At 70.4% G+C, this 15,369-nt stretch carries 17 protein-coding genes; 9 read left to right on the top strand and 8 right to left on the bottom strand.

Annotated features, from left to right (window positions below):
- Nucleotides 1–179: 179 nt before the first annotated feature.
- Nucleotides 180–962, bottom strand: coding sequence for an enoyl-CoA hydratase-related protein (locus OG884_RS10615; RefSeq protein WP_326644567.1), 783 nt, complete (start codon nt 960–962; stop codon nt 180–182).
- Nucleotides 963–995: 33 nt separating this feature from the next.
- On the bottom strand, nt 996–1,778 hold the full coding sequence (locus OG884_RS10610; protein ID WP_326644565.1) for a PaaX family transcriptional regulator: 783 nt from the start codon (nt 1,776–1,778) through the stop codon (nt 996–998).
- A 189-nt stretch (nt 1,779–1,967) separates the two neighbouring features.
- Here OG884_RS10610 and OG884_RS10605 point away from each other — a divergent pair, with 189 nt between their 5' ends.
- Both OG884_RS10605 and OG884_RS10600 read left to right on the top strand, forming a co-directional pair.
- Nucleotides 1,968–2,135 carry a DUF3117 domain-containing protein gene (locus OG884_RS10605; protein WP_084195322.1) on the top strand — a complete coding sequence of 56 codons (168 nt, stop codon included), beginning with the start codon at nt 1,968–1,970 and terminating at the stop codon, nt 2,133–2,135.
- A 194-nt stretch (nt 2,136–2,329) separates the two neighbouring features.
- Nucleotides 2,330–3,811: a leucyl aminopeptidase family protein gene (locus OG884_RS10600; RefSeq protein ID WP_326644561.1), complete on the top strand. Its 1,482-nt coding sequence runs from the start codon at nt 2,330–2,332 to the stop codon at nt 3,809–3,811.
- A gap of 117 nt (nt 3,812–3,928) precedes the next feature.
- Here the strand turns inward: OG884_RS10600 and OG884_RS10595 are convergent, their stop codons facing one another.
- Nucleotides 3,929–4,579 carry an O-methyltransferase gene (locus OG884_RS10595; RefSeq protein WP_326644559.1) on the bottom strand — a complete coding sequence of 217 codons (651 nt, stop codon included), beginning with the start codon at nt 4,577–4,579 and terminating at the stop codon, nt 3,929–3,931.
- Nucleotides 4,580–4,750: 171 nt separating this feature from the next.
- On the opposite strand from OG884_RS10595, the gene sigE reads away from it, so the two are divergent.
- The 5 genes from sigE (at nt 4,751) to OG884_RS10570 (ending at nt 9,180) form a co-directional block, all read left to right on the top strand.
- Nucleotides 4,751–5,383 (top strand): RNA polymerase sigma factor SigE, encoded by a 633-nt coding sequence (gene sigE / locus OG884_RS10590; RefSeq protein ID WP_326644557.1) that lies wholly within the window; start codon nt 4,751–4,753, stop codon nt 5,381–5,383.
- A 52-nt stretch (nt 5,384–5,435) separates the two neighbouring features.
- Nucleotides 5,436–5,966: an anti-sigma factor family protein gene (locus OG884_RS10585; protein ID WP_326644555.1), complete on the top strand. Its 531-nt coding sequence runs from the start codon at nt 5,436–5,438 to the stop codon at nt 5,964–5,966.
- On the top strand, nt 5,963–7,003 hold the full coding sequence (locus OG884_RS10580; RefSeq protein ID WP_326644553.1) for a sigma-E factor regulatory protein RseB domain-containing protein: 1,041 nt from the start codon (nt 5,963–5,965) through the stop codon (nt 7,001–7,003). The genes OG884_RS10585 and OG884_RS10580 overlap by 4 nt, the downstream gene beginning before the upstream one ends.
- 95 nt (nt 7,004–7,098) lie before the next feature.
- On the top strand, nt 7,099–8,718 hold the full coding sequence (locus tag OG884_RS10575) for a S1C family serine protease (RefSeq protein WP_326644551.1): 1,620 nt from the start codon (nt 7,099–7,101) through the stop codon (nt 8,716–8,718).
- Between the two features lie 105 nt (nt 8,719–8,823).
- Nucleotides 8,824–9,180 carry a sec-independent translocase gene (locus OG884_RS10570; protein WP_326644548.1) on the top strand — a complete coding sequence of 119 codons (357 nt, stop codon included), beginning with the start codon at nt 8,824–8,826 and terminating at the stop codon, nt 9,178–9,180.
- 293 nt (nt 9,181–9,473) lie between these two features.
- Here the strand turns inward: OG884_RS10570 and OG884_RS10565 are convergent, their stop codons facing one another.
- Entirely contained in the window at nt 9,474–10,616 is a 1,143-nt protein-coding gene (locus OG884_RS10565) for an Mrp/NBP35 family ATP-binding protein (protein WP_326644546.1), read from the bottom strand.
- 268 nt (nt 10,617–10,884) lie between these two features.
- Between OG884_RS10565 and OG884_RS10560 the strand changes: the two genes are divergently transcribed.
- The gene (locus OG884_RS10560) at nt 10,885–11,364 is read left to right on the top strand and encodes a MarR family winged helix-turn-helix transcriptional regulator (protein ID WP_326644544.1); all 480 of its coding nucleotides are present in this window, start codon (nt 10,885–10,887) and stop codon (nt 11,362–11,364) included.
- Nucleotides 11,365–11,449: 85 nt separating this feature from the next.
- Here the strand turns inward: OG884_RS10560 and OG884_RS10555 are convergent, their stop codons facing one another.
- Entirely contained in the window at nt 11,450–11,929 is a 480-nt protein-coding gene (locus OG884_RS10555) for a DUF1003 domain-containing protein (RefSeq protein ID WP_326644542.1), read from the bottom strand.
- The gene (locus tag OG884_RS10550) at nt 11,922–13,166 is read right to left on the bottom strand and encodes a magnesium transporter MgtE N-terminal domain-containing protein (protein ID WP_326644540.1); all 1,245 of its coding nucleotides are present in this window, start codon (nt 13,164–13,166) and stop codon (nt 11,922–11,924) included. The genes OG884_RS10555 and OG884_RS10550 overlap by 8 nt, the downstream gene beginning before the upstream one ends.
- A gap of 139 nt (nt 13,167–13,305) precedes the next feature.
- Here OG884_RS10550 and OG884_RS10545 point away from each other — a divergent pair, with 139 nt between their 5' ends.
- Entirely contained in the window at nt 13,306–14,250 is a 945-nt protein-coding gene (locus tag OG884_RS10545) for an EamA family transporter (protein WP_326644538.1), read from the top strand.
- Here the strand turns inward: OG884_RS10545 and OG884_RS10540 are convergent.
- Together OG884_RS10540 and OG884_RS10535 are read right to left on the bottom strand one after the other, a co-directional pair.
- A complete protein-coding gene (locus tag OG884_RS10540; protein ID WP_326644537.1) occupies nt 14,225–14,590 on the bottom strand; it encodes a hypothetical protein in 366 nt (121 codons plus the stop codon). The genes OG884_RS10545 and OG884_RS10540 overlap by 26 nt on opposite strands.
- 60 nt (nt 14,591–14,650) lie before the next feature.
- On the bottom strand, nt 14,651–15,226 hold the full coding sequence (locus OG884_RS10535; protein WP_326644535.1) for a biotin transporter BioY: 576 nt from the start codon (nt 15,224–15,226) through the stop codon (nt 14,651–14,653).
- Between the last annotated feature and the right edge of the window lie 143 nt (nt 15,227–15,369).

Genomic DNA, 15,369 nt, shown 5'->3' with positions numbered 1-15,369 from the left:
CCGCCGCGAGCGAGGGGAGCCTCGCGCGAGCGCCGCACCGTCCGCGCGGCCGGGCTCCGTTGACGCCGGGAGTTCCCCGCCGGCACGTACGCGGCGGTTCGGCGGGGTCATCCGTGGCGACGGCCGACCGGTTCCCGGCGGGCACCGGCCAAAGGTCGTCAGTGGCCCCGGAAGAGTCGTCAGTGGCCCTGGAAGACAGGGCGCTCCTTGGCGAGGAAGGCGCGGGTCGCGTTCAGGTGGTCGTCGGTCTTGACGCAGGCGTCCTGGAGGTCGGCTTCCAGCTCCAGGGTCTCGGCCAGGGAGGCGGACGCGGCGAACCGCAGGGCGTGCTTGGCCGCCGCGTAGGCGCCGGTGGGGCCCTGCGCCAGCCGTACGGCCAGCGCGCGGGCCGCGGTGTCCAGTTCGTCGGCCGGGACGACCTGGGAGACGATCCCGAGTTCGAGCGCGCGGGCCGAGCCGAGGGGCTCGCCGAGCAGCAGCAGCTCGGCCGCGCGGCCCGCGCCGACCAGGCGCTGCAGGGTCCAGGAGGCGCCCGAGTCCGGGGCCAGGGCGATGCCGGAGAAGGCCATCGCGAACCTGGCCTTCTCCGAGGCGATTCGCAGGTCGCAGGCGAAGGCCAGCGCGGCGCCCGCGCCCGCGGCGACACCGTTCACCGCCGCGACGACCGGTTTGTCCATCTCGGTGATCGTGCGGACGATCGGGTTGTACTGCGTACGTACCGTGTCGTTCAGGCCCCGGCCGGCCTCCAGGTTCGCGGCGTGCTCGCTCAGGTCCTGGCCGGCACAGAACGCCCGCCCCGCCCCTGTCAGCAGTACCGCCCGCACCGCGCGCTCCTGCGACGCCGCGGTCAGCGCCTCCAGCAGGGCGGCCCTCGCCCGAGAGGTCAGTGAGTTCATCGCCTCCGGCCGGTTGATGACGATGGTGGCGACGGCGTCGTCGATGGAGTGGAGAACGTCGTTCAACAAAGGCTCCTTCAGGCTTCTCGGCTCCGCGTGCTACGGCTCGCCGAGGTGGCGGTCGACGAAGGCGGCGGCGGCTGGGAGCAGCCGTCCGGCCTCGTGTTCGAAGTAGATTCTGGCCTGCTCCCCCGGCCAGCCTCGCGGCAGGAGCTCGGTTGGGAGCCCGGGGTCGCGGAACAGGAAGTTGCGCCAGCCGTGCAGCAGCCTGCTGCGGGCGGCGAACACCCGGGCGTCGCTCGCGCCGTCGGGCAGCTCGCCGATCAGGTCCATCGCCTGGGCCAGCCAGCTCTGGTAGGCGGCACCGATGCCGTCCAGGTCCCATGTCCTGGCGACCAGTGCCGCGGGGTCACCGTCGAGCACCGCGTCGAACCGGTCGGCGCCGACGCCCCCGCCGCCGAGGATCGTTTCCAGCTCGGGGGAGGGCCGGGGCCCGATCCAGGTGGTCTCGGACAGGGGGGCGTACCCGATGAAGGACAGCTCGGCCCGCAGGCGCTCCCTTCTGGACCGCTCGCGCACGGGGCCGACCACGAGGATGTGCCACCGGCCGTTCCAGGGGATCGTCCCAACTCGGTAAATTCTCAGCGCGGCTTCGTCGAGGCGGCGCACGCACTTGGGGGTGACCTCGTAGCCGGGGCCCCGAGGCAGCCGGGCGGGCGCCAGCCAACCCTGCCGTACCATCCGCGAGACGGCGGTGCGCACGGCTGGGGCGGCGATGTCCAGCGGGGCGAGCAGTCGAACGAGGGCGGCCACGGACGCACGACCGCCTCGGGATCTGAGGTGGTCCCCGTACAGATCGAAGAGAGCGGCGCGGGCGTTCACGAGGACAAGTTTGGCCGTCTGAGGGGTCTCGGACAACGGTCTTGATCGCCGGATGAGCCGACGCTGAGACTGATCGTTCCCATTCTCCGTGCGGAGGCGGGATAATAGGACATCACAGAAGACGTGAATGCGTCGGCCACCCTCGGGTCAGTCGGAGATCCGGAGCCCGAAGCAGGAAGGGATACACGCATGGCGGCTATGAAGCCGAGGACCGGTGATGGTCCGCTGGAGGTCGTCAAGGAAGGCAGGGGGATCGTCATGCGGGTTCCTCTGGAGGGTGGCGGCCGCCTCGTCGTTGAGCTCTCAGCGGACGAGGCAAGCGCCCTTGGTGAGGAATTGAAGAAAATCGTCGGTTAATCCCGACCTAAGACAGAGCGGCGGAGCCGGGCCCTATTTGAGCTTGCTCGGGGAGCATGACACCTTCGATGGCCCGCGCGACCGACGATGAACACGGCCCTGGCCGTCGGACCGCCTCACGGCGGCTCGCGCCAGGGCCGCGGTGTTCTCCCCGGTGTTTCTCTCCTGCCGGGCCTGATGACTGGAGTCACCCCATGCCTATCTCCCCTTACCTGCTCCTACCCCGCGTGCCCTACGCCCAAGGGCTCTTCACCGGGCAGGACGCCCAAGGGCTCTTCACCGGGCAGGACGCCGAGACCGAGTCTTTCGGCGACGCCGAGTTGCTGGCCGTCCCCTTCGCCGAGGATCTCGCACCCGAGATCGGGCTACCGGTGCCCGCGGCGGCGTTACTGGCCCACTACCAGGCCAAGGGCGAGGCGGGTGAGATCGTCGAGGTTCCCGTCACGAACGGTGACGTCGTGGGCCGGGTGCTCCTCTACGGGGTCGGAGACGGCTCGGCGACGGCCCTGCGCAAGGCCGGCGCCGCGGTGGCGCGGCGAGGCAAGGGCAAGGACGCGATCAGGATCGTGCTGCCCGGCGGGCCGGTGGCGGCCTTCGTGGAGGGCGCGCTGCTGGCCACGTACACCTTCAGGGTCGGCGAGGCGAAGTCCCCGGTGACGACGCTCGAACTCGTCGGAGACGGGGTCGAGGCGGAGGTCGCCGGCGCGGAGGTGATCGCCGGGGCCGTCGCGCTCGCCAGGGATCTGGCCAACACCCCTGCCTCGGTGAAGTCGCCCGCCTGGCTCGCCGAGCGCGCCGCCGAGCAGGGCGTCGCCGCGCGGGTGTGGGACGAGCGGGAGCTGCGCTCCGGCGGCTTCGGCGGCATCCTCGCCGTCGGGCAGGGGTCGGTGAACCCGCCCCGGCTGATCCAGCTCTCCTACGAGCCCGAGGGCGCGACGCGCCACGTGGTTCTGGTCGGCAAGGGCATCACGTACGACACCGGCGGCCTGTCGCTCAAGCCGACCGCCGGCATGGTGTTCATGAAGACCGACATGGCCGGCGGAGCGGTGGTCATCGCGGTCCTGGGCGCGCTGGCCTCGCTCGGTGTGCCGATCCGGGTCACCGGCCTCGTCGCCGCCGCCGAGAACTCCTTCTCGGGTACGGCCCAGCGTCCCTCGGACGTGATCACGCAGTACGGCGGCCGGACCGTGGAGGTGCTCAACACAGACGCCGAGGGCCGCCTGGTACTGGCCGACGCGCTGGCCTACGCCGACGCGGAGCTGGACCCGGACGTCATGGTCGACGTCGCCACGCTGACCGGGGCGATCAGCATGGCCCTGAGCAAGAATCTCGGCGCGGTCTTCGCCTCCGACGACGCGCTGGCGGGCGCGCTGGTCGAGGCGGGGGAGGCCAGTGGGGAGCGGCTCTGGCGGATGCCGCTGATCGAGGACTATCTTCCCGCGCTCGACTCGTCGGTGGCCGACCTGACCAACATCGAGGCCGGATCGACCTACGGCGCGGGTTCCGTCACCGCGGCGCTGTTCCTGCGCGAGTTCACCGGCGGGCGGCCCTGGGCACATCTGGACATCGCCGGCGTTGGCCGTAGCGGCGCGGACGAGGGTCTCTTCAGCAAGGGAGCCACCGGGTACGGCGTGCGCCTGTTGCTCGAATGGCTGGCGGGGCTCCAGGAGCGGTGATTCCGCGGTGAGCGGGATTCTGTGGTGAGCGGTGATTCTGTGGTGAGCGGTGATTCTGTGGCCGGCGGGACGGTGCCACCGTCCCGCCGGCCCTTGGCCGGGTAAGCGCGGGAGGCGTCAGTCGGCGAGCTTGACGGCAGCCAGGATGCCGTCTCCGAGAGGCATCATCAGCGGGCGGAGCCGCTCGTCGGAGCGGACGAGCTTGCCAAGCTCCCTGATGGAGACCGTGTCGGGGTCCCGCTGCGCGGGGTCGGCCACCCTGTTGCCCCAGAGGGCGTTGTCGAAGACGACGATGCCGCCGACCCGGAGCAGCCGGATGGACTCGGCCAGGTAGTCGGCGTACTCGTGCATGGCGCCGTCGCAGAAGACCAGGTCGTAGCCGCCGTCGGACAGGCGGGGGAGCACGTCGAGGGCGCGGCCGGTGATCAGGCGGGTCCGGCCGCCGGAGAATCCGGCCTGGGCGAAGCTCTGCCTGGCCAGCCGCTGGTGCTCCGGTTCCACGTCCACGCTGGTGAGCGTGCCGTCCTGGCGCATGCCGCGGAGCAGCCACAGGCCTGACACCCCGCAGCCGGTGCCGATCTCCACGACGGCACGGGCGTTGATGGCGGTGGCGAGGAAGCAGAGAGCGGCGCCGCCGCCGGGCAGGATCGGGGGCGCTCCCACCTCCGCGCCGCGCATGCGCGCGGCCAGCAGGATGTCGTCCTCCCTGTGGAACTCATCGGCATAGGCCAGAGTGGCCTCCAACGGACTTGTCGGCGTCTCTGCCATCGGCCTCTCCTCCCGCTTTCTCCGTACACAGTCATATAGGCGCTGGGTCGCAGCCTAAGGGAGGCAGGCCCGATCGGGAACTCATGTCGCCCCCGGTGCGTTGCACGGTTTAAGCGGCCTTTGCCGGTCCTGAAGGTAGTCAGTGCGCACGAAGGGACGAAACCAGGCACTATGGCGATAGCGGTGGTCCCGGAGAGAGGAGTGCTGGTGGACGAGCCTGACCACCAGACCGAAGCTCCCGTGTCTGATTGGACGCCTCCTACATGGGAGGAGGTGGTCCGGGCGCACTCGGCGCGCGTGTACCGGCTGGCCTATCGGCTGACCGGCAACGTGCACGATGCGGAAGATCTCACACAGGAGGTCTTCGTCCGGGTCTTCAGGTCGTTGTCGAACTACACGCCAGGCACTTTCGAGGGCTGGCTGCACCGCATCACCACCAACCTGTTCCTCGACATGGCGCGGCGCAGGCAGCGCATCAGGTTCGAGGGACTCGCGGACGACGCCGCCGAGCGGCTGCGCGGGCGCGAGCCTTCTCCCGCACAGGTGTACGACGACACCCATCTGGAGCCCGATATCCAGGCGGCACTCGACGCGCTCGCGCCCGAGTTCCGCGCGGCCGTCGTTCTGTGTGACATCGAGGGGCTGTCCTACGAGGAGATCGCGGCGACGCTGGGTGTGAAGCTCGGCACGGTTCGAAGCAGGATCCACCGTGGGCGGGCGCAGCTGCGTGAGGCGCTGGAGCATCGTGCGCCGCGGAACGATCCATTCCCCCCGAGCGTTACTCACGGGGAGGAATTCGCATGAGAAATCACAGTCATGACGAATGTCACGACGAGCCACTTGGCAAGGAGTGCGCATGAGTCATCTAGGAGAACGCGTTTCCGCACTGGTAGACGGTGAGCTGAACCACCACGAGCGCGACCGAGCCCTGTCGCATCTGGCCTTCTGCGCCGACTGCCGGGCCGAGGTCGACGCCATGCGAGCGCTGAAGAGCCGGTTGCGGTCCCTCGACGGGCCCGCGATGCCGGCCGACCTGACGATGTCCCTGCTGCGGATGGCGGAGCCCGGCGGCCCGCTGCCCCCGCGTGAGCGCCCCTTTCCGGCCCCGCGCACCTTCGGCGGAGCGCCCATTCCGAGCATGCACAGCGTCGCTCCCCCCGACAACCGTCCCCGGGGCCGGGCCGGAGGCCCTCGCCGCACGCGAAGGGCGGGTTACGTCGCGGTGGGCGTCGCCTCGGCGGCCGTGGCGATCGGCACGCTGTTCGTGGTAGGCGGGGCCGACCCCAACCCGCGTGTCGTACCGCCGGTCGACATGTTCGCCAACCAGCACAGGAACACGGCACCCTACGGCGGATCGGCGACGCCGACCTTCTCGCTCACTCCGTGATCCGGCTGCCCGCCACGGTCATCCTGGTGGCTGTCATGCTGCTGGGGCTGGTGACGGGCGGTGCGGTGCACGCTGCGAGGACCTCGCAGGTCGTGCCGCCGGACGAGGCCGAGAACGAGGACACCGGCCTGCACCTGCTCCGTGAGGCGGCGGTCGCGGGCCGGACCCGTGGATACTCGGGCACCCAGTACGTCATGGTCTGGGGCGCCTCCGGCTCCGCCTCCGCGGTGCTGGAGGTGCACAACGTCCCCGGAAAAGGGTTGACGGTGCGCACCGAGCCCTCGGGCTCCGTGCAGAGCGCCGATCCCGGCACCCCCGCCGGAGGCATGTCCAGCCCGTCCGAGATGATGCTCAAGGTGCTGGCCCGCAACTACCGGGTCGTGGCCGCGGGGGAGGGCCACGCCTGCGGGCGCCCCGCCCGCCTCGTGAACGCCCTGCGCGCGGACGGTACGGTCGCCGCCCGCTACTGGATCGACGAGGCCGCGGGGCTGGTGCTGCGCCGTGAACTCATGGACGCCAGGGGCCGGGTCGTCAACGTCGGAGCCTTCGTCGATCTGGCCCTCGACCCGGTGCCCAGGGGGGCGGTGCCCAAGGTGCCGCCGATGGCCCCCGGCGGCCTCGACCTCGTGGAGATGCCCCGCCTGCTGGACGCCGGCTGGCGTATACCCCGTGCCCTGCCGGGCCGCCTGGAGTTGTTCGCCGCGCGTAGCGCCCCTCCTGGATACTTATATCTGGGATATTCAGATGGATTGTCAGTTGTGTCGGTTTTTGTGCAGCCTGGGGTGCTTGATGAGGATCACCTCCAGGGTTGGCATACGGAACGGCGCAGCGGGCATACGATCTGGGTTCGAGGCCCGGCTGGGCAGGAGATGATCTGGGCGAGTGGGGGGCATGTCTATACAGTCTTCGCGGACGCGCCGGCCGACATGGTCGACGCGGCTGTCACGGCCCTGCCACACGAGAACGTTCCGGATCTCTGGACGAGGCTCGGCCGAGGTGCGAGCCGCCTGCTCTCATGGGTCAATCCCTTTGGATGACGTGTGTTTTACACATCTCGTATGCCGCTCGGGGGAAGATTGCCGGGTTGACCCGGTGAGTGGTCGTCTGCGAGGCGAGGAGTAGTGAGTATTCGATGACCGACGAGGCCCGTACCACCCACGGGGCGCACGATGCTGCGGGGCGTACGCCGTCGGACCTCACCGACGGTGGCCACGGTGCTCCGGAGTCTCGCCACGACGACTCCTCGGGTCCTGAGTTCTCCCGTCCCGAGTTCCTGCCCGCGGGAGAGGCCGCACCGGCCCAGGCCGAGCAGCCCGACGACGGCTGGAGCCAGCTGGGCGCCCCGCCGGGTCGCGACCGGTGGGGTGGGCAGCAGGGGCAACCCGAGCTGCTCCGTCACGACGACAGGGAAACGCCGACGGGTGAGGGCCTCCGGGGACAGGGCCATGCGGGGGAGAGCTGGGGCGACCCCTCCGGCAGACCCAGGTACGACACGGCGGTCTTCGCCTCCCAGTACGCTCCGCCCCCGCCGCCCAGCCAGGCGTTCGGCATGGGGCCGGGCTGGGCGCCGCCTCCCGGCGTCCCGGGGATGCCGGGAGGCTTCGGCGGCCCGGCACCCGCGGCGATCCAGCGCGGGCCACGCACGGTCACGCTGGTCGTCCTCGCCGTGGTGATCGCGTTGATCGCCTCGCTTCTCGGCAGCGTCGGCACCTATCTCCTCACCAAGCCGACCGGCTCGGGGCGCGACCCCTCCTTCAGCCTGGGGAACGCGCCGACCGGTTCCAGTGCCCGGCCCCCGGAGTCGGTGGCGGGTGTGGCCTCGAAGGTCCTGCCCAGCGTGGTCTCGCTGGCGGTCGAGGGCGGGACGAGTTCCAACACCGGTTCCGGGTTCCTGATCAAGGGCGGCTACGTGGTGACCAACAACCACGTGGTCGCCAGTGCCGACCCGAGCGGCCAGATCCAGATCCAGTTCAACAACCGCAAGTCCACCTCCGCCGTCGTCGTCGGCCGCGACCCCGAGTCAGACCTGGCCGTGGTCAAGCCGGCGGAGACCTTCGGCGCCCCGGAGATCACCCTCGGTAACTCCGACAACGTGGTCGTGGGCGACCCGGTCATCGCCATCGGCTCCCCGCTGGGCCTGAGCGGCACCGTCACCTCCGGCATCGTCAGCTCGCTCAACCGTCCCGTTCAGGCGGGCGAGGAGAACAGCTCCGACACCACCTGGCTCAGCGCGGTCCAGACCGACGCGGCCATCAACCCGGGCAACTCCGGGGGACCGCTGGTCAACGGCAACGGCGAGGTGATCGGCGTCAACTCGGCGATCGCCACGCTCGGCAGGTCGGTCGGCGGCCAGAGCGGCAGCATCGGCCTCGGCTTCGCCATCCCGGTGAACCACGCCCGCCGCGTCGCCCAGGAGCTGATCACCACGGGCAAGGCCAAGAAGTCGCGGATCGGCGTCGCCATCGACCCGACCTACCAGGGAGTCGGGGTGCGTATCGCGACCGAGCCCAGGGAGGGTTCCCAGCCGGTCGAGCCGAACGGCCCCGCCGCCCAGGCGGGCCTCAAGCCGGGAGACGTGATCCTGGAGGTCGACGGCATCGTGCTGCAGGACGGCAACGAGCTGATCGCGCTGGTCCGCAACAGGGCCCCCGGTGAGAAACTCTCGGTCAAGTACCAGCGCGGAGGCCAGGAGAATACCGCGACCGTGATCGTCGGCACCGCGCCGGACCAGCCCGCACCCGAACCTTCCTGAGCCGTCGGGCAGGGGCGCGTGCTCACGCCTGACGGTACTAGTCTGAAACCTCTCCGGTGTGTAGCCGGAGAGGTGCCCATGGCATCGTCCCGGTAGGAGATCACCGTGTTCGGACTCGGCTGGCCTGAGATCGTGGCGCTGGTGGTCATCGCCCTTCTCGTCTTCGGCCCGGAGAAGCTGCCCCAGGCCGCGGCCCAGGCGGGCAAGACGCTGCGCAACCTGCGCCGGATGGCCAACAACGCGAGAGACGACCTGCGGAGCGGTCTGGGACCGGAGTTCGCCGACTTCGACCCGGCCGACCTGAACCCGAAGAACTTCGTCCGCAAACACCTCACCGCCGACCTTGAGGACGACTGGAACGCCACCTCGGCCACCGCCACCGCCGAACCCGTCCCCTCCTACCCGGCGGGCGGCGAACTGGGCTACGGCGAGATCCCCCCGTACGACTCCGAGGCGACCTAGACCCCGCCTGGGCGATCGCAGTGGGCAAAAGGCCCGAGCAGTGAGCAAAACGCCCACCCAGGCAGCGGACAACAACCCAAGCGGCGGGCAAAAGGCCCACCCAAGCAGCGGGCAACAACCCAAGCGGCGAGCAAAACGCCCACCCAAGCAGTGGGCAAAAACCTAAGCGGCGGGTAAAAGACCCACCCAGGCGGCGGACAAAAGACTCAAGGGCAGGGCCTGGTCCGCCTCAGACGGCCGACGGCGGCGTCCCCCTACCAGGGGGCGCCGCCGCCGTGTCGGAGCAGGTGCCGTCAGCCGCGCCGGGTGGGCGAGATGCCGAGTTGGAGGCCCTTGAGACTGGTCGACTTCTTGCTGAGGGAGCCTGCGACGCGGATCAGCTCGGCCGCGGCCGGGGCGTCCGGGTCGGTCAGCACGAGCGGCTTGCCCTCGTCGCCGCCCTCGCGCAGGCGTATGTCGATCGGCACCTGGCCGAGGAGCGGCACGCGGGCGCCGAGGGTGCGGGTGAGCGCGTCGGCCACGGTCTGGCCGCCGCCCTCGCCGAAGACCGAGACCCGCTCGTCGCAGTGCGGGCAGGGCAGCCATGACATGTTCTCGATGACGCCGGCGATCTGCTGGTGGGTCTGGACGGCGATCGATCCCGCACGCTCGGCGACCTCGGCGGCGGCCTGCTGCGGGGTGGTCACCACCAGGAGCTCCGCCGAAGGCATCCGCTGCGCCACGGAGATCGCGATGTCACCGGTGCCCGGGGGCAGGTCCATCAGCAGCACGTCCAGGTCGCCCCAGTAGACGTCGGCGAGGAACTGGTGCAGGGCCCGGTCGAGCATGGGACCGCGCCACACGACGGGGGTGTTGCCCTCCGGCTTGAACATGCCGACCGAGATGACCTTGATGTCATGCGCCACCGGCGGCATGATCATGTCCTCGACCTTGGTGGGACGCTCGGAGGTGCCGAGCATGCGAGGGATGCTGTGGCCGTAGATGTCGGCGTCGACGACGCCGACCTTGAGACCGCTCGCGGCCATCGCGGCGGCCAGGTTGACGGTGACCGACGACTTGCCGACACCGCCCTTGCCGGAGGCGACGGCGAAGACGCGGGTCAGCGAGCCGGGCTGGGCGAAGGGGATCTCCTTCTCGGGGCCCTTGTTGCCGCGCAGCTTGGTCTGCAGCGCCTTGCGCTGCTCGGCGCTCATGACATCCATCTCAACGGAGACGCCGGTCACTCCGTCGATCTTGGAGACCGCGCTGGTGACGTCTCGGGTGATGGTGTCCTTCATGGGACAGCCGGACACCGTGAGGAAGATCGCGACACGCACCGCTCCCTCGGGGGAGATGTCGACGCTCTTGACCATTTCGAGTTCGGTGATCGGCCGACGGATCTCAGGGTCGTTGACGGTCGCGAGAGCGGCCATCACCAGTTCCGGGGTAGGTGCCATCGAAGTGTCGGCAACGCGGCGTCACCCTGGGGTGACGGAGGATGCCGTCCCTCCTTGTCTGTTATCGATGAGGCGTCTCAGGGGCAGGAACTGCCCGTCGCGGCGCTCGTATGGCTTGGCGAGAGGCCGATCCCTTCAGGGAACGGTCGGCGTCGTAAGTCCATGGTATGAACCCCGGGACGCCGATAGGAATTCCGGCCCCGGCCATGGTCGCCGGATTCGGACAATTCACTGTGTAGATGCGCGTGCAACGTTCTAAGGTTACTGCGTGACCCTCACGGCGGGCGAGTCCAAGGAGAACGTCAGCTCGGAGGAGCTGACGCTCTGGCGCATGCTCCAACGAGCCCAGGTCCGCATCGCCCGGGTGCTGGAGACCGACCTGCTGGTCGAGCACGATCTGCCCCTGGCCTCCTACGAGGTCCTCCTGCAGCTCTCCGAGGTGCCCGAGCGGCGGCTGAGGATGAACGACCTGGCGGACAGAGTGCTGCTCTCGCGCAGCGGCCTGACCCGGCTCATCGACCGCCTCCAGCGTGACGGGCTGGTCGAGCGCGAGGCGTGCACCAGTGACGCGCGCGGCCTGTTCGCGGTCCTCACCGACGCGGGCGCCGCGCGGCTGGCCGAGGCCGGCCCCACCTACCTGCGCGGCGTCCGAGCCCAGTTCCTGGGCATGCTCGACACCGACGAGTTGCGCCAGTGCGCGGCCGTGCTGAACAGGCTCCTGCCGACCTCCGGCACCGACCCCTGCTGAGGCCTCGCGGCACGGAGCCACACGCCCCCTCACCGCCTCCGTCTCACCGTCTCCGTCTCCACCCGCCCGCGGCACCCGCCCGCGGTCACGCCTCCGTGAACGTCTGCGGCTCCTGGAGATCCTCCTGCAGGCGCTGCAGTTCCGAGCGGATGTAGTCGCGGGTGGCCACCTCGCCGAGCGACATGCGCAGGGCGGCGACCTCCCGGGTGAGATATTCCAGATCGGCCTGGTTCCGTTCCGCGGCCCTGCGGTCGTGCTCGTTCTGGACCCGGTCGCGGTCGTCCTGCCGGTTCTGGGCGAGCAGGATCAGCGGCGCCGCGTACGAGGCCTGCAGGGACAGGATCAGCGTCAGGAAGATGAACGGGTAGGGGTCGAACCGCAGTGACGGGGGGCCGAAGGCATTCCACAGGCCCCAGACGGTGACGAAGACCGTCATGTAGACCAGGAACCTCGCGGTACCGAGGAAGCGGGCGATCTGCTCGGAGAGCCGTCCGAACGCCTCGGGGTCGTAGTGGGGCCGGAGCCGCAGGCCAGGCTGTCTGGGCTGGTCGAGGCGATCAGCCATCCCTGTCCTCCCGAGGCCGGTCGTCCTGCTCGCGCCAGTCCTCCGGCAGCAGGTGGTCGAGCACGTCGTCCACGGTGACGGCCCCGACCAGGCGCCCGGCCTCGTTCACCACGGGAACCGCCACCAGGTTGTAGTTGGCCAGGTAGAAGGTCACCTGGTTCAGGGTGAACTCCGGCCTGATCGGGTCGAGGGAGGTGTCCAGGATGCTGCCGAGCAGTGTCGACGGCGGCTCGCGTAGCAGGCGCTGGAAGTGGGCCAGGCCGAGGAAGCGGCCGGTGGGTGTCTCGATGGGCGGCCTGGCCACGTAGACCTGCGCGGCCACCGCGGGTGTGAGTTCGTGCTGGCGGATGTTGGCCAGCGCCTCGGCGACCGTCGCGTTCGGCGGCAGGACCACCGGCTCGCTGGTCATCATCCCGCCCGCGGTGTTCTCCGGGTAGATCAGCAGCCGTCTGATCGGCGCGGCCTCCTCGGGCTCCATCAGCGCCATCAGCGCCTCGGCCTGCTCGGCGGGGAGGTCCTGCAGCAGGTCGGCCGCGTCGTCGGGGTTCATCTCCTCCAGCACGTCCGCGGCCCGCTCCGGGGAGAGCCGGCTCAGAATGCTGATCTGGTCCCGTTCGGGGAGCTCCTCCAGCACGTCGGCGAGCCGTACGTCGTCGAGGGCCGCCGCCACCTCGACCCGACGCTTGTCCGGCAGCTCGTGCAGCGCCCCCGCCAGGTCGGCGGCGCGCATCGACTCGAAGGCGACCAGCAGGTTGGCGGCGCCCTGGTCCTTCTGGACGGCGCCGAAGCCGCGGACCTCGGCCCAGTCGACGATTTTGGTCGCGCCGCGCCGGCGCAGCGCCATGCCGGGTGTGCTCGGGACCACCGCCACCTTGGTGACCAGCCACTCGGCGCGCCCGGTCTCCTCCATGGCCAGGTCCAGGACCGTCATCCGCTCGCCGCCGACCTCCACACCGAGGTCGAGCAGCTCGGCGACGGCCAGGGTCTCGGTCGCCCGCTGCTCGAATCTGCGCATGTTGAGCTGGCCGCCGAAGACGACGGAACCGGCCTGGGCGGACCGTATCCGGGTGATCGGCAGGAAGACCCGGCGCCTGGGCTGCACCTCGACGACCAGCCCGTGCACGTGCGGCGGCGCGCTGCCGGCGATGGCCACCACCACATCGCGGACCCGGCCGATCTGGTCCCCGGCGGGGTCGAAGACCGGGGTACCGGCGAGACGCGCGATGAAGATCCTCACATTCGAAGCGTAGGCCGCGTCTCGGGCCAACCGGCTGCTGCCACGCTCCCCGGCTCACATGCCGGATTTGATTTGCTGGCCAGTATCCCAACATGACAGCATCAAAGGTGCATAACGGTAATTACGAGAATGGTGCTTCATGAGACGTGCAGGACTGCTGATCGCGCTCGCCTCGTCTCTGTGTTTCGCCTTCTCGGGCCCCATGGCCAAATACGTGGGCGCGGCCGGGCCGGCCCCGCTGGAGGCGGTCTGGGTACGCATGGCGGGCGCCGGGCTGCTGCTCGTCGGTGTCCTCGCCGTGGCCAGGCCCTCGGCCCTGCGCATCCCGCGCTCGCGGCTGCCGTTCCTGGCGGCGTACGCGGTGATCGCGGTCGCCGGCGTGCAGGCGCTCTTCTTCGCGGCGATCACCCGGCTGCCGGTCGGCGTCACCCTGCTGATCGAGTACACCTCGCCGGTGCTGGTGGTGCTCTGGGTACGGTTCGTCCGGCGGGTACGGCTGCCGCGGGCGGCCTTCGTCGGGGCCGCCATCGCCGTGGTCGGGCTCGGCATCGTGGTGGAGGTCTGGTCGGGTCTCGCCCTAGACCCGGTGGGACTGCTCCTCGCCTTCGCCGCGGCGGCGTGCTGCACCGGCTACTTCCTGCTCAGCGACAGCTTCGGCGACGACGTCGACCCGCTCGGCCTGGTCGCCTGGGGCCTGCTCGGCGCCGCCGTGGCGCTTGTCCCGATCTCCCGGCCCTGGGACATCCCCTGGGAGGCGTTCGGCACCACGGCCACGCCCGCGGGCGGCTACACGCTGCCGGTGGCCGCGGCGCTGGTCTGCCTGATCGTGGTCGCCACGGTCGTCGCCTACATCCTCGGCGTCATCGCGGTACGCCGCCTGTCGGCCGCCATCGGCTCCACCGTCGCCTCGCTCGAGGTCATCGCCGGGGCGGTGGTCGCCTGGATCCTGCTGGGCGAGGCGCTCGGCCCCTTTCAGATCGCGGGTGGCGTGATCGTGCTGATCGGCGCCTACCTGGCCCAGCGGGCCACGGCCGTGTCGCCCGCGTCCGTGCCGGAGGTCAGGGAACCGGCTCCCGTGGGGTGAGCCGTATCACCTGGGAGCCGGCGGCCCAGCGCTCCACCAGCCTCGCGCCGTCGGGGGCGTTGAGCCGCTCCTTGGCGAGCGCGGCCACCGCGTCGGCGGCCTCCACCTGGTCGATCACCTCCACGCCGGCGTCGAAGGCCACCAGGCGCCCGCCGTTGTCCTTGCTGCGCAGCGTCACCCGTACCTCGCCGGCCTCGGCCAGCCCCGGCAGCGGCTGCTCGCCCCCGCCGGTGACCAAGTAGATCGCCCCGTCGTGCCAGGTGTGCCAGGCCAGCCGGGGCCGGTCCAGCGACAGCCATAGGACGCTCGACTTCTTCGCGCCCTCCTCGATCACACCCATGAGACGAATGTACGGCCTGTGCCTCCCCGAGGGGCGATACAGGCCGCACACATCGCGAGGTCAGCGCCGGGAGAGTTTCCAGGCGGCCGGGAGCAGGCCGGCCGCGACGATGATCTTGAGGGCGTCGCCGACCAGGAAGGGCAGCACGCCCAGGGCGAGCCCCGTGGCGAGGTCCACCCCGGCGACGGCGACGAGGACCGGCAGGCCGAAGGCGTAGATGACCAGGTTGCCCAGGATCATCGTGCCGACGGTGCGCGGGACGGTGCGGTCGCCGCCGCGCTCGGCGAGTTTGCCGACGAGGCCCGCGGCGGCGATGAAGCCGATGACGTATCCGAAGGAGGCCCCGCCGAAACCGGAGGCGCCCTCGGCGAACCAGGGCATGCCCGCGACACCGGCCAGCAGGTAGAGCGCCATGCTCGCCACCGCGCGGTTCATGCCGAGGGCCGCGCCGATGAGCACGACCGCGAAGGTCTGGCCGGTGACCGGGACGGGTGAGCCGGGCAGCGGGAAGCTGAGCTGCGCCGCCAGGCCCGTCAGGGTGGCGCCGCCGACCACGAGCGCGACGTCGCGGGCACGGGAGCCCGGGATGAGGTCGGACAGTACGGCGGGCCTGGCCACAGAAGAGGCGTTTGCCATCGTGCGTGTCTCCTTTGCAGATTCTTGATGCTCATTCTTCTGGCAGCTCGGGTGGAGGCCCTGCGAGATCACCGCCAAGAACGGGGGGAGGTCTTTGTACGGACGCCATAGCGCCGCCCTGCCACCGATCTGCTTTCGGGCGG

This window comes from Streptosporangium sp. NBC_01755, assembly GCF_035917995.1.
Classification (GTDB): Bacteria; Actinomycetota; Actinomycetes; order Streptosporangiales; family Streptosporangiaceae; genus Streptosporangium.
Note: the sequence above shows the minus strand (reverse complement) of the source record. Positions and strands in the feature narration are given on the sequence as shown.

Excerpts from the sequence above, each read along its gene's own strand:
- OG884_RS10605 (WP_084195322.1), top strand. The coding sequence starts at position 1,968 with ATGGCGGCTATGAAGCCGAGGACCGGTGATGGTCCGCTGGAGGTCGTC.
- OG884_RS10600 (WP_326644561.1), top strand. The coding sequence starts at position 2,330 with ATGCCTATCTCCCCTTACCTGCTCCTACCCCGCGTGCCCTACGCCCAA.
- OG884_RS10595 (WP_326644559.1), bottom strand. The coding sequence starts at position 4,579 with ATGGCAGAGACGCCGACAAGTCCGTTGGAGGCCACTCTGGCCTATGCC.
- sigE (WP_326644557.1), top strand. The coding sequence starts at position 4,751 with ATGGCGATAGCGGTGGTCCCGGAGAGAGGAGTGCTGGTGGACGAGCCT.
- OG884_RS10585 (WP_326644555.1), top strand. The coding sequence starts at position 5,436 with ATGAGTCATCTAGGAGAACGCGTTTCCGCACTGGTAGACGGTGAGCTG.
- OG884_RS10575 (WP_326644551.1), top strand. The coding sequence starts at position 7,099 with ATGACCGACGAGGCCCGTACCACCCACGGGGCGCACGATGCTGCGGGG.
- OG884_RS10565 (WP_326644546.1), bottom strand. The coding sequence starts at position 10,616 with ATGGCACCTACCCCGGAACTGGTGATGGCCGCTCTCGCGACCGTCAAC.
- OG884_RS10555 (WP_326644542.1), bottom strand. The coding sequence starts at position 11,929 with ATGGCTGATCGCCTCGACCAGCCCAGACAGCCTGGCCTGCGGCTCCGG.
- OG884_RS10545 (WP_326644538.1), top strand. The coding sequence starts at position 13,306 with ATGAGACGTGCAGGACTGCTGATCGCGCTCGCCTCGTCTCTGTGTTTC.
- OG884_RS10540 (WP_326644537.1), bottom strand. The coding sequence starts at position 14,590 with ATGGGTGTGATCGAGGAGGGCGCGAAGAAGTCGAGCGTCCTATGGCTG.
- OG884_RS10535 (WP_326644535.1), bottom strand. The coding sequence starts at position 15,226 with ATGGCAAACGCCTCTTCTGTGGCCAGGCCCGCCGTACTGTCCGACCTC.